At 61.1% G+C, this 13,177-nt stretch carries 12 protein-coding genes; 5 read left to right on the top strand and 7 right to left on the bottom strand.

The genetic code is table 11. The annotated features are described in order from the left end of the window. Window positions 1–19 precede the first annotated feature (19 nt). The 5 genes from NANH_RS0121550 to glyA are packed head-to-tail and all read left to right on the top strand — an operon-like array spanning window position 20 to window position 7,065. Entirely contained in the window at window positions 20–1,216 is a 1,197-nt protein-coding gene (locus tag NANH_RS0121550; protein ID WP_027263906.1) for a malate--CoA ligase subunit beta, read from the top strand. Continuing rightward, window positions 1,216–2,097, top strand: a complete 882-nt coding sequence (gene sucD, locus NANH_RS0121555; RefSeq protein ID WP_027263907.1) for a succinate--CoA ligase subunit alpha — start codon at window positions 1,216–1,218, stop codon at window positions 2,095–2,097. Before NANH_RS0121550 ends, sucD begins: the two co-directional genes overlap by 1 nt. Window positions 2,098–2,109: 12 nt before the next feature. After that, complete coding sequence (locus NANH_RS0121560; protein ID WP_027263908.1) at window positions 2,110–3,081, top strand: 2-hydroxyacid dehydrogenase; 972 nt, start codon at window positions 2,110–2,112, stop codon at window positions 3,079–3,081. Continuing rightward, window positions 3,081–5,747 carry a phosphoenolpyruvate carboxylase gene (locus NANH_RS0121565; protein ID WP_027263909.1) on the top strand — a complete coding sequence of 889 codons (2,667 nt, stop codon included), beginning with the start codon at window positions 3,081–3,083 and terminating at the stop codon, window positions 5,745–5,747. The genes NANH_RS0121560 and NANH_RS0121565 overlap by 1 nt, the downstream gene beginning before the upstream one ends. A gap of 22 nt (window positions 5,748–5,769) precedes the next feature. Then, window positions 5,770–7,065 carry a serine hydroxymethyltransferase gene (gene glyA / locus NANH_RS0121570; protein ID WP_027263910.1) on the top strand — a complete coding sequence of 432 codons (1,296 nt, stop codon included), beginning with the start codon at window positions 5,770–5,772 and terminating at the stop codon, window positions 7,063–7,065. A 247-nt stretch (window positions 7,066–7,312) separates the two neighbouring features. On the opposite strand, the gene glnT is transcribed toward glyA, so the two are convergent. The 7 genes from glnT to NANH_RS0121605 all read right to left on the bottom strand — a co-directional run bounded on the left by glnT (window position 7,313) and on the right by NANH_RS0121605 (window position 13,171). Beyond that, complete coding sequence (gene glnT, locus NANH_RS0121575; RefSeq protein ID WP_027263911.1) at window positions 7,313–8,674, bottom strand: type III glutamate--ammonia ligase; 1,362 nt, start codon at window positions 8,672–8,674, stop codon at window positions 7,313–7,315. Window positions 8,675–8,777: 103 nt separating this feature from the next. After that, window positions 8,778–10,118, bottom strand: a complete 1,341-nt coding sequence (locus tag NANH_RS0121580) for an FMN-binding glutamate synthase family protein (RefSeq protein WP_027263912.1) — start codon at window positions 10,116–10,118, stop codon at window positions 8,778–8,780. A 10-nt stretch (window positions 10,119–10,128) separates the two neighbouring features. Continuing rightward, window positions 10,129–10,812 (bottom strand): GltB/FmdC/FwdC-like GXGXG domain-containing protein, encoded by a 684-nt coding sequence (locus NANH_RS0121585; protein WP_027263913.1) that lies wholly within the window; start codon window positions 10,810–10,812, stop codon window positions 10,129–10,131. A gap of 1 nt (window position 10,813) precedes the next feature. Then, on the bottom strand, window positions 10,814–11,710 hold the full coding sequence (locus tag NANH_RS0121590) for a class II glutamine amidotransferase (RefSeq protein WP_027263914.1): 897 nt from the start codon (window positions 11,708–11,710) through the stop codon (window positions 10,814–10,816). A gap of 80 nt (window positions 11,711–11,790) precedes the next feature. Next, window positions 11,791–12,081, bottom strand: a complete 291-nt coding sequence (locus tag NANH_RS0121595; RefSeq protein WP_027263915.1) for a hypothetical protein — start codon at window positions 12,079–12,081, stop codon at window positions 11,791–11,793. Then, on the bottom strand, window positions 12,078–12,749 hold the full coding sequence (locus NANH_RS0121600; protein WP_027263916.1) for a hypothetical protein: 672 nt from the start codon (window positions 12,747–12,749) through the stop codon (window positions 12,078–12,080). The genes NANH_RS0121595 and NANH_RS0121600 overlap by 4 nt, the downstream gene beginning before the upstream one ends. After that, entirely contained in the window at window positions 12,746–13,171 is a 426-nt protein-coding gene (locus NANH_RS0121605) for a universal stress protein (protein ID WP_036050201.1), read from the bottom strand. The genes NANH_RS0121600 and NANH_RS0121605 overlap by 4 nt, the downstream gene beginning before the upstream one ends. Window positions 13,172–13,177 lie beyond the last annotated feature (6 nt).

The raw sequence follows: 13,177 nt of genomic DNA on the forward strand, positions 1-13,177 counted from the left end.
ATCCGAGGGAGGAAAAACCATGGATATTCACGAATATCAGGCCAAGGAAGTCCTAAGCAATTTTGGCGTCGCGGTGCCCCAGGGCGCTTTGGCCTATAGCCCGGAACAGGCGGCCTATCGGGCCCGTGAAATGGGCGGCGACCGCTGGGTGGTAAAGGCGCAGGTTCACGCCGGTGGGCGTGGCAAGGCCGGGGGCGTCAAGGTTTGCGACAGCGATGCTGAAATCCAGGCCGCGACCGAGGGCATGTTCGGGCAAAAGCTGGTGACGCATCAGACCGGACCCGAAGGCAAGGGCATCTATCGGGTCTATGTCGAGGCGGCGGTGCCGATCGACCGCGAGATTTATCTGGGTTTTGTGTTGGACCGCACCAGCCAGCGGGTGATGATCGTGGCCTCCGCCGAGGGCGGAATGGAGATCGAGGACATTTCGGCCGAGCGCCCCGACAGCATTGTGCGCGCAACGGTTGAGCCCGCCGTCGGGTTACAGGAATTCCAGTGCCGCGAGATCGCCTTCGATCTGGGTATCGAGCCGGGCATGGTGCAGCAGATGGTACGCACCCTGCAGGGTTGTTACCGCGCCTTCACCGAGCTGGACGCCACCATGGTCGAGATCAACCCACTGGTGATCACCGGCGACAACCGCATTCTGGCGCTGGACGCCAAGATGACCTTTGACGATAACGCGCTGTTTCGCCATCCGCAGATTTCCGAGCTGCGCGACAAGTCGCAGGAAGACCCTCGGGAATCCCGCGCCGCCGACCGCGGCCTGTCCTATGTCGGGTTGGACGGCAATATCGGCTGCATCGTCAACGGCGCCGGTCTGGCCATGGCGACGATGGACACAATCAAGCTTGCTGGGGGCGAACCCGCGAACTTTCTGGATATCGGCGGTGGCGCAACCCCCGAACGGGTCGCCAAGGCCTTCCGTCTGGTGATGTCGGACAAGAACGTGCAGGCGGTACTGGTCAACATCTTCGCCGGCATCAACCGCTGTGACTGGGTCGCCGAAGGTGTGGTGCAGGCGCTGCGCGAGGTACAGGTCGATGTCCCGGTGATTGTTCGCCTGGCCGGCACCAACGTCCAGGAGGGTCAGAAGATCCTGGCGCAGTCCGGGTTGCCCCTGATCCGTGCCACCACATTGAACGAAGCCGCCGAGCGCGCCGTTGCCGCATGGCGCAGCGACGTGAACCAAAACCCCAACCTGAGGGCTGTCTGATGAGCATTTTTCTGGATCGCGATACCAAGGTCATCGTTCAGGGTATTACCGGCAAAATGGCCCGGTTCCACACCAAGGACATGATCGAATATGGCACCAACGTTGTGGGCGGCGTTGTTCCCGGCAAGGGTGGCGAAACCGTCGAAGGTGTACCCGTGTTCAACACGGTCAAGGACGCAGTGGCCGAAACCGGGGCCGAGGCGACGCTCGTGTTTGTGCCCCCTCCCTTTGCCGCCGACAGCATCATGGAAGCAGCCGATGCGGGCATTCGATATTGCGTCTGCATCACCGACGGCATTCCCGCACAGGATATGATCCGGGTCAAACGGTACATGTACCGCTATCCCAAAGAGCGACGCATGGTGCTGACCGGTCCCAACTGCGCCGGGACCATCAGCCCCGGCAAAGCCCTGTTGGGCATCATGCCCGGTCACATATACCTGCCGGGGAACGTGGGCATCATCGGGCGGTCCGGAACGCTTGGATACGAGGCCGCGGCGCAGCTCAAAGAACGCGGCATCGGTGTTTCGACCAGCGTCGGCATTGGTGGCGACCCGATCAACGGCTCATCGTTCCGGGACATACTGCAGCACTTTGAAGACGATGACGACACCCACCTGATCTGCATGATCGGTGAAATCGGCGGCCCACAAGAAGCTGAAGCCGCCGACTATATCCGCGACCACATCAGCAAGCCGGTGGTCGCCTATGTCGCCGGACTGACGGCACCAAAGGGGCGCACGATGGGGCATGCGGGCGCGATCATCTCGGCCTTTGGCGAAAGCGCCAGCGAAAAAGTGGAGATCCTTACCGCCGCCGGAGTGACCGTGGCCGAGAACCCGGCCGTGATCGGTGAAACCATCGCGAATGTCATGCAATAGGAGGACGCAGTCATGGTGAAGCCCAAGGTTCTGGTCACCCGCCGCTGGCCCGCCGCAGTCGAAGCCCGTCTGAGCGAAAGTTTCGACACGGTTCTGAACACTTCCGACACGCCCTTGACCCCAGAGGAGTTTCGTACCGCGCTGCAGAATTATGACGCGGTGCTGCCCACGGTGACGGACCGCATCGGCAACCTCGCGCTTGAACTGGAACGGCCGCAGACCAAGATCCTGGCCAATTACGGTGTCGGCTATAGCCATATCGACATGGCCGGCGTCACCCGCCACGGTATCACCGTAACCAACACACCGGACGTGCTGAGCGAATGTACCGCCGATCTGGCGATGACGCTGCTGCTGATGGTGGCGCGCCGCGCGGGCGAGGGCGAACGCGAAGTGCGCGAAGGACGTTGGACCGGCTGGCGACCGACCCATCTGGTCGGGACCAAGGTCTCGGGCAAGACCCTCGGCATCATTGGCTATGGCCGCATCGGACAGCAGATGGCAAAGCGCGCGCACCACGGGTTCGGCATGAAGATCCTGGTGCAGAACCGCAGCCGGGTCGCGCCCGAAATCCTGGCGCAATGCAACGCCACCCAGGTCGACAACATCGACGCATTGCTGCCGCAGTGCGATTTTGTCTCGCTGCATTGTCCCGGCGGCGCGCAGAACCGTCACCTGATCAATGCCAGCCGCTTGAACCTGATGAAGCCCGACGCCTTCCTGATCAACACGGCGCGCGGCGAAGTCATTGACGAACTGGCGCTGTCTCAGGCCCTGTGGTTTGAAACCATCGCCGGGGTCGGGCTGGACGTTTTTGACGGCGAGCCGAATATTAACCCGGCGCTGATGAACTGTGACAACCTGGTAATGTTGCCGCATTTGGGCAGCGCCACACGGGAATCCCGCGAGGCGATGGGCTTTCGCGTCGTCGACAATCTTTGCGACTTTTTTCAAGGCCGTGAACCCCGCGATCGGGTCAACTGATGTTGGGGCACGCTGTACAGGTTCAACCCGGCTCGTCCGGCCCGGTGTCCCCCAGCTATGCCGCGCGACTGCGCGGCGAACTGCAGACATTATGGCAGAATGTGATCCGTCGCCGTGCTCCGGACATCGTGCCGCTGCTGGCGGGAGATACCCCCAACCTGCCACCGGACGCCGACCGCATCGCGTATCTTCAGGCGCTGAATATATGGTTTCAACTAATTAAGATCGTTGAAGAAAATTCATCCATGCGTGAACGTCGCATGACCGAAACCCGCGCGGGACCAGCAGCGGTTGACGGCAGCTTCGCAAAGGTTCTGGAAGGCTGCACCACGGGTTCCCTGTCCGAATTTCAGCGCGCGGCCGACACATTGTCCGTGGGACCGACCCTGACCGCTCATCCCACCGAAGCCAAGCGGGTGACAGTTCTGGAAATCCATCGCCGGATTTATCGCGCGCTGGTGACTCTGGAAACGCAGCGCTGGACACCCCGCGAGCGGCGCGACTTGCTGGCGGATGTCGAATCCGAAATCGACCTGCTGTGGCTGACCGGAGAATTGCGCCGGGAACGGCCTTCGCCCGAGGACGAGATCGAATGGGGTCTGCAGTTCTTCCGCGACAGCTTGTTTGACGCGGTGCCGCACTTGTTCGAGCGCTTCCACGATGCCGTTGCCGACCGCTTTGGCACCGAAGACAACTCAAAACCCTGCCTGCATTTCCATTCCTGGATCGGCGGCGACCGGGACGGCAATCCGAATGTGACCATGGACACGACCCGCATCGCATTGGAACGCGGGCGGCGGACAATTCTTGATCGCTATCTTTCCGCACTTGAGACCGCAGCGCGGCAACTCAGCATCAGTTCGTCCATAGCGCGGCTACCCGAGACCGCCAGCAACCGGCTGCAAACGGTGATCGCTGCCGCCCCGCGTGACGAAGCACAGTTGCACCGCAATCCGGGTGAGCTGTTCCGTCAGGCGCTCAGCGCGATCCGCAGGCGGTTGCTTGCGACCCGTGACGGCACAGCGCAACCCTATGACCACCTGGCAGATTTTATCTCTGACCTGCGCAGGGTCGAAACCGCGTTGGCCGAAATTGATGCGCGGCGATTGGCCGCACGTCACGTGCGTCCGATCCGTTGGCAAGCCGAAGTGTTCGGTTTTCGCACCTTCACCCTGGATGTAAGGCAGAATTCTTCGGTTACGACACAGGTTCTAGGCGAGATATGGGGTCTGTCGGATGTCGCGCCCGCGTATGGCACAACGGATTGGTCTTCCCGGCTGCGGGCCGAGCTGGCCCAGTCGGATCTGCCGTGGATCGCGCGCGAAAAACTGTCGGACCAGGCACGCGAGTTGTTGAACCTGTTGGCGCTGATGCATGAGGCCCGGTTTGGAGCCGACCCCCAGGCAATGGGGCCGTTCATCCTGTCGATGACCCGATCCTGCGACGATTTATTGGGCGTCTTTCTTCTGGCGCGCTATGCCGGATTTGGTGCCGAACGGCTGGACCTGCACGTGGTGCCTCTGTTTGAAACCATCGACGATCTGCGCGCCGCTCCGCAAATCCTGGGCGCCCTTTTGCGGGTTCCCCTTGCGCGGCGCAGCCTGGCCGCGGCCGGCGGCAGGGTGGAAATCATGCTGGGCTACTCTGACAGCAACAAGGACGGCGGATTCCTGTGTTCATCCTGGGAACTGGAAAAGGCGCAGCGCAGCGTGACGCGCTCTCTGGCGGCCCATGACATGACGCCAGTATTTTTCCACGGGAGGGGGGGCTCGGTCAGTCGGGGCGGGGCACCCACGGAGCGGGCGATCGCGGCCCAACCCAAAGGCACAATCAACGGTCAATTGCGCACCACCGAACAAGGCGAAGTCGTGTCGTCAAAATTTGCCAATCGTGGTACTGCGCAAAATCAGTTGGAACTGCTGGCCGCTTCGGTGCTTGCGCGATCGCTGGATAGCGCGCCGGAACAGACGCGTCCCGAGTTCAACGATGCGCTCGAAGCGTTGTCGGGCATGTCCCAGACCGCCTACAGCACCTTGCTGCACCAGCCTGGTTTCATCGACTATTTTCAACAGTCCAGCCCGGTCGAGGAGCTGGCCATGCTCAAGATGGGGTCCCGCCCGGCGCGCCGCTTCGGAGCCGCCAGCCTGGACGATCTGCGCGCCATCCCATGGGTCTTTGCATGGTCCCAAAACCGGCATCTGATTACGGGATGGTACGGGTTTGGCGCAGCGATGTCGTCTTTCCGACGGTTTCGAAATGCCGAGGGCGACGCGCTGCTGAAAACAATGTTTCAGAAGTCCCGCTTGTTTCGCCTGATTGTGGACGAGGTCGAAAAATCCCTGTTTCAGGCCGATATGGAAGTGGCCACCGGATACGCCGCGCTGGTCCACGACGAAATCGTCCGCGAGCACATACTCGGCATGATCCGTCATGAATTCGATCAGACGGTTTCAGCAATACGGTTTCTCAACGATGGCGCCGAAATTGGGGCGCGGTTCCCTAACATGGCAAAGCGGTTCGGGCTCGTCCGCGCGGATTTGAACCATATCCACGCCCTGCAAATCGGGCTTTTGCGCGACATGCGCAGCACACCGAAACAAACCGGAGCCGTACCTTTGATGCAGTCGATGAATTGCATCGCCGCCGGGCTTGGATGGACCGGCTGACAAATTTGCGAGGAGAACCCACATGAACGTTCAGCAAAAGATCAACACATTTTTCACCGAGCCGCTTTCGTCGCGCGATCCCGAGATATTTGGGTCGATCCGTTCGGAGCTGGGCCGGCAGCGCGATGAGATCGAGCTGATCGCGTCCGAGAACATCGTCAGCGCGGCGGTGATGGCGGCGCAGGGCAGCGTGATGACCAACAAATACGCCGAGGGCTATCCCGGGCGGCGGTATTATGGCGGCTGCGAATTCGTCGATGTCGCCGAAAACCTGGCCATCGCGCGGGCCAGGCAGTTGTTTGGCTGCGACTTTGCCAATGTTCAGCCGAACTCGGGCAGCCAGGCCAACCAGGGCGTGATGCAGGCGCTGATCCAGCCCGGCGACACCATCCTGGGCATGAGCCTCGATGCCGGCGGCCATCTGACCCACGGCGCGGCCCCCAACCAGTCGGGCAAATGGTTCAACGCCGTGCAATACGGCGTGCGCCAGCAGGACAACATGCTGGATTACGACCAGGTCGAGGCGCTGGCCCGCGAACATCAGCCAAAGCTGATCATCGCCGGCGGCAGTGCGATCCCGCGGCAGATCGATTTTGCCCGGATGCGGGCGATTGCGGATATGGTCGGGGCGTACCTCCATGTGGATATGGCGCATTTTGCCGGTCTGGTGGCGGCGGGCGAACATCCCAGCCCGTTCCCGCACGCGCATGTGGCCACGACGACCACACACAAGACATTGCGCGGCCCTCGTGGGGGCATGATCCTCACCAATGATGAACAAATCGCAAAAAAGGTGAATTCGGCGATTTTTCCCGGCATCCAGGGCGGCCCGCTGATGCATGTGATCGCGGCCAAGGCGGTGGCCTTTGGAGAAGCGCTTCGGCCCGAGTTCAAGACGTATATTCAACAGGTTATCACCAATGCCCAGGCGTTGAGCGAGCAGTTGATCAAGGGCGGTCTGGACACTGTGACCCACGGCACCGACACCCATGTGGTGCTGGTCGACCTGCGCCCCAAGGGGGTCAAGGGCAATGCCACCGAGCGGGCCCTGGGGCGGGCGCATATCACCTGCAACAAGAACGGGGTGCCGTTTGATCCGGAGAAACCGACCGTGACCAGCGGCATCCGCCTGGGCAGCCCGGCGGGCACCACGCGCGGTTTCGGCGAGGCCGAGTTCCGCCAGATCGCGGACTGGATCATCGAGGTGGTGGACGGGCTCGCGGCCGACGGCGAGGACGGCAACGCCGCGACCGAAGCCCGCGTCAAGGCCGAGGTCACCGCACTCTGCGCCAGGTTCCCGATCTACCCCGACCTCTGAGCGCCACCCAGACACAACTCCAGAACGCCCGCCCAAACCGGGCGGGCCGACCTCAGAGATATCCGCGCCTGCACGCGCATCGCTGACCCCGGAAACAAACAGGCCGCAGCACTTGCTGCGGCCTGTTCAATGATAGAGTTTCGTCTTTGGCTCAGGACTTCGGCTCTCATCTATCGCTTGGAAATCCCGGATTTCGGGCAGCGATAGATGATTCAGGTTTAAGTCGAAGCGGTCTGATCAAGCTGGTTCAGATATCCAGCGTGCGCTCTTTTTCCCATTCCGAGAAATGGGTGCAAAACTCGTTCCATTCCTGATGCTTCATCTTCAGGTAGGCGGCAGAGAACTCCTCACCCATCGCGACCTTGAGAGACTTGTCCTTGTCGTATTCCCGCAGCGCATCGAGCAGGTTCAGCGGCAGTTTCGGCGCGCCCCGAACCTTGTGACCTTCAGCGTACATGTCAATGTCCCAACGTTTGCCCGGATCCGCCTGGCTGCGCACGCCGTCCAATCCCGCGGCGATGATGATGGACTGCAATAGATAAGGGTTCACCGCACCATCGGGCAGGCGCAGCTCGAACCGACCGGGGCCAGGCACGCGCACCATGTGGGTGCGGTTGTTACCGGTCCAGGTCACCGTGTTGGGTGCCCAGGTTGCGCCCGAGATCGTGCGCGGCGCGTTAATGCGTTTGTAACTGTTCACCGTCGGGTTGGTGATCGCTGCCAGCGCACTGGCGTGTTTCATGATCCCGCCCAGGAAATACTTACCCTGTTCGGACAGACCCAGTTCGCCCGTCGGGCCGTCGCCCTTCTTGTCGGTGGCAAAAACGTTCTTTTTGGATTTCTCGCCGGGCGCGTCCCAGACCGAGATATGCGCGTGGCATCCGTTTCCCGTCATGCCCTCGATCGGCTTGGGCATGAATGTGGCACGATAGCCGTGCTTTTCGGCGACCGACTTGGTCATGAACTTGAAGAACGAATGTTTGTCCGCAGTCACCAGAACGTCGTCGAAATCCCAGTTCATTTCGAACTGGCCGTTGGCATCCTCGTGGTCGTTTTGGTATGGACCCCAACCCAGTTCGAGCATGTAATCGCATATTTCCTTGACCACATCATACCGGCGCATCACCGCCTGTTGATCGTAACAGGGCTTTTCGGCGGTATCATAGGGGTCCGAAAGCTCTTTTCCATCGGGGGTAAGCAGGAAGAATTCGGCCTCGATGCCGGTTTTGACATGCATGCCTTCGTCAGCGGCTTCGGCGATCAGGCGGCGCAGAACGTTGCGCGGCGCCTGGGCAACATCCTGGCCTTCCATTACGCAGTTTGCCGCGACCCAGGCCACTTCGCGGTTCCAGGGCAGTTGAATGACCGACGAAGGGTCCGGCACCGCCAGCATATCCGGATGCGCCGGGGTCAGATCGAGATAGGTGGCGAACCCGGCAAATCCAGCGCCGTCCTCTTGCATGTCGGCAATCGCCTGTGTCGGCACAAGCTTGGCCCGCTGGCCGCCGAACAGGTCGGTAAAGGATATCATGAAATATTTGACGCCGCGCTCGGCGGCGAAATCCGCAAGACTGGTCTGGGCGTCAGGGGCCTTCTGGTCCTTGGGCATTATTAATTTTCCTCTCTGTCATATGGGGTCGCATTGGCTTTCTGTTTTGGGAAGCCATCTCGCGAAACAGCGCGACGCCCGCCGGGCGCCGCGCTGCAATACATCAGAACCCGGGTTTTCCGGGGTACCATTCTGTGCCTGCCAGAGGCACGCGCGCCATAGCGGCGGCCTCCATTGTGAGGGCGCACAGATCCTCGGGTTCGAGGTTGTGCAGATGGTTGTGGCCGCAGGCGCGTGCGATGGTCTGTGCCTCGAGCGTCAGCACCTTGAGATAGTTCTTCAGGTGTCGTCCGCCTTCGATCGGATCGAACCGGGCCATCAGCTCGGGGTTCTGGGTGGTAATCCCAGCCGGGTCCTGACCTTCGTGCCAATCGTCATAAGCCCCTGATGTGGTGCCCAGCTTGCGGTATTCCTCTTCCCATTTGGGGGCATTGTCACCCAGTGCAATCAGGGCACCGGTCCCGATCGCAACCGCGTCAGCCCCCAATGCCAGCGCCTTGGCCACATCGGCCCCGGTGCGGATGCCGCCGGAAACGACCAGTTGTACTTCGCGGTGCAAACCCTGATCCTGCAGGGCCTGAACAGCGGGGCGGATGCAGGCGAGGATGGGCATTCCAACATGCTCGATGAACACGTCCTGCGTAGCCGCAGTGCCGCCCTGCATGCCGTCCAGAACGACAACGTCGGCCCCGGCCTTGATCGCCAGCGTAGTATCGAAATAAGGCCGCGTACCACCGATCTTGACATAGATCGGTTTTTCCCAGCCGGTAATTTCGCGCAGTTCAAGGATCTTGATTTCCAGATCGTCCGGCCCGGTCCAGTCGGGGTGACGGCATGCCGACCGTTGGTCGATGCCTTTGGGGAGGTTGCGCATCTCGGCAACGCGATCAGAGATCTTTTGCCCGAGCAGCATGCCGCCACCACCTGGTTTTGCACCTTGCCCAACAACCACTTCGATGGCATCGGCACGGCGCAAATCGTCCGGATTCATGCCATAGCGTGACGGCAGATACTGATAGACCAGCTTGGTCGAATGGCCGCGTTCTTCTTCGGTCATCCCGCCGTCACCGGTTGTGGTCGAGGTGCCCGCCGCCGAAGCGCCACGGCCCAGGGCCTCTTTTGCCGGACCTGACAGAGAACCAAAGCTCATGCCTGCAATCGTCACCGGAATGTCCAGTTCGATCGGCTTCTTGGCAAAGCGCGTGCCCAGCGTCACGCGGGTGTCGCATTTCTCGCGATAGCCTTCCAGCGGATAGCGCGAAATCGATGCGCCCAGAAACAGCAAGTCGTCGAAATGGGGCACCTTGCGCTTGGCGCCGCCACCGCGAATGTCATAGATGCCTGTTGCCGCCGCACGGCGGATCTCGGCGTTGATCGGATTGCTGAATGTCGCCGACTGGATCGGCACCGTTTGTGACACGAAACGTTGTTGTTCGTCTTTCATTGCCATCTCCTCAGTACGCAGCTGCGTTGTCGACGTCGAAATTGTAAAGCTTGCGGGCCGAACCGTAGCGTCGGAATTCTTCGGGCTTGGCATCGCAGCCCGCCCGCTCAAGCAAGTCGCGCAGGATCTCCAGATGCTCGGGGCGCATCTCCTTTTCCTCGCAATCGGCTCCCAGGCTTTTGACCGCGCCGCGCACGAACAGGCGCGCCTCGTACAAGCTGTCGCCCAGTGCGTCACCCGCATCGCCGCAGACCACCAGGTTACCCGATTGCGCCATAAAGGCCGACATATGGCCAATGTTGCCATGCACCACGATGTCGAGGCCTTTCATCGAGATGCCGCAGCGCGAGCTGGCATTGCCCTTGATGACCAACAGACCGCCATGACCTGTGGCACCCGCATACTGGCTGGCGTCGCCCTCGACGATGACGGTGCCCGACATCATGTTCTCAGCCACGCCAGGGCCTGCAGACCCGTCGATATGGATGGTTGCCTGCTTGTTCATGCCGCCGCAGTAATAGCCGGTCGAGCCCTTTACCGTCACTTCGATGGGGGCGTCCAGCCCCACCGCAATGGCATGGCTGCCGCGGGCATTGACGATTTCCCAGGCCGTCTGGTTGGTGGCGTCTTTCTGGGCCTGAAGGGTGGAGTTCAGGTCGCGCAGGCCGCGCGCTTCAAGATCAAATGTCTGCATGTCAATGGTTCCAGAAGTAAACGGTTGCGGGCTCCGGTTCCCAGACCCGGGCGGCGTCGATGCCGGGCAGGTTGACCAGTGCGCGATATTCGCTGCCAAAGGCTACGTACTGATCGGTTTCGGCCATCACTGCGGGTTTGCATGCGATCGGGTCGCGCACCACGCCAAATCCGTCCTTGGTGCCCACGACGAAGGTAAAGAACCCGTCCAGATCATCCAGACTGCTTTCCAACGCTTCGCCCAGGGTACTGCCGGTCTGCATCTTCCAGGTCAGGTAGGCGGCACCGACTTCGGTGTCGTTCATGGTTTCCACATGAACCCCTTCGCGCGCCAGCTTGCGCCGCCAGCTGTTGTGATTGGACAGCGACCCGTTGTGCACCAGGCACTGGTCCGAACCGGTCGAGAACGGGTGCGCACCCATGGTGGTGACTGCGGATTCCGTTGCCATCCGCGTGTGGCCGATACCGTGGCTGCCCTGCATCCTGGCAACGTCGAAGCGGGCCGCGACATCCTTGGGCAGACCGACTTCCTTATAGATCTCCATGGTTTCGCCCAGGCTCATCACCCGAACGCCAGGGCGCAGTTCGCGCAGCGCCTGCCGGGCCTGGCTGGCCTGATCGGCCGGCAGATCCAGAACCGCGTGGGTATCCTTGCGGCGCAGGGTCACCGGGGCGTCGATGGCGCGCCCCAGATCGTCGGCCAGCGTTGCAAAATCTGCATCCGCATCATCCGACTGTACTGTCAGCTTGGTCTGCGAGCCGTTTTCGGCCCCGTAAATTGCGATGCCTGCGCTGTCGGGGCCGCGATCGGTCATCGTCACCAGCATGTCGGTCAACAACCGGCCCAGTTCCGGTTCAAGCGATTTGTCTTTCAGGAATAATCCCACAATCCCGCACATGGCGTGTGTCCTTTCACGGTGATGTTGATTCTAACGCTAGCATTGAGCCGACAGAACTTCAACTAGTAAGAAACTTTTTTTCATCTTAGGGGTTGCTCGGTCTGATGCCACGTCTCCCATCTGAAGCGGGCAACACGATAGGCATCCATCAATGCGATGGCCTGGATCATCAACCCACCAGCATAGCGCCCAACAAAACTGTGGTCCGGCGTTGTCAGGTTATAGGTCACCCAGGCCAGCGACAGAGCGGTAAAGGCCATCATCAGACCACGCGCCGCTTGTCCGTTTATCACCTGGCCCATGCCAGTCAGAACCGAAGCCACGGCCAGCACGACATAGGGGTTGGGCGGTCGCTTAGCGGTATCACTCAATGGATTTCCTTTCCAAGATCGCTGGCAAGACCATGTGCGATGTCCAGCAGGCGCTGCATTTGGCCCCGGTCCAGTTGTTCGTTTTCATAAAGCGGTTGCCGCATGGCCAGATAATGGCCACGTCGGCTTTCCTCGACACGCCATATCAGCCGGACACCACGTGGTGTGATCAGCATATTCTTGCCGCGCCCGTCCGACAGGAATTCGCACACGTGCGGCGTAAGGCGGTCAAGGTGGGGCGCAAGTCGGACGCGATCTTCGCAACGGATCACCGCGTCAGCGTCCCACCCCTCAGGTGTCGGCAGGCCATCCGCCAGGGACGAATGTGGCGAATAGTATTCGGTATTGGTGGGCCGGATCATTATGTCCAACGCGCCGGGCCAATGGGGCAGGGGCCGCTGTAGGGTCACCGACACCCAAAGGATCGGCAACTTGCGCAGCTGAACGGTGTCATTGATCAGCGCAAGCTGCACAGGGTGTTCGTGGTGCTGGCCGTGTAATTCGGGGTATCCCCGCCCGTCACCACATTTTTCGGCGTCTTTCAGCAGGCCGCGACAATTGTCGAAAACGGACTGACGGCGCGCAATTGCGCGCCGCCTGTCCCGATTGTGTGCCCAGAACAGCGCGCCGACGCCGCCGGCGGCCACGGCGAGAGCCGCCTCGTTCATACGACCGTCACCGGCGGATGCGCGCGCTTGAGCACGTCATCCACCACCGACCCCATCAACAGGCGACCAAAGGCGGTATGTCCGGTCGATCCCATCACGATATGATCATACGCGTGGCTTTGCGCATAGGACACGATGGCGGCCGCGATATCGCGCCCGCTGATGGTTGCGCAGGTCGCCTGAACCCCCTGGGCCTTTGCTGCCGAAAGGGCCTCGCTCAGCTCGCGTGCGATCTGACGTTCGCCAGCCTCGAACAGGCGGCTGTCCCAGTAGGCGCTTTTGGACGCGCTTTCCTGGGATACGGTGCTGACTGTAACAAACTGCAGTTCCGCCTGGAATTTTGCAGCCATTCCCACGGCAAAATCCACAGCCTTGATGGCGGCCTTTGATCCGTCGATCGCACAAAGTATCTTGTCAATCATGGCAAT

The organism is Sedimentitalea nanhaiensis DSM 24252, assembly GCF_000473225.1.
Taxonomy (GTDB): Bacteria; Pseudomonadota; Alphaproteobacteria; order Rhodobacterales; family Rhodobacteraceae; genus Sedimentitalea; species Sedimentitalea nanhaiensis.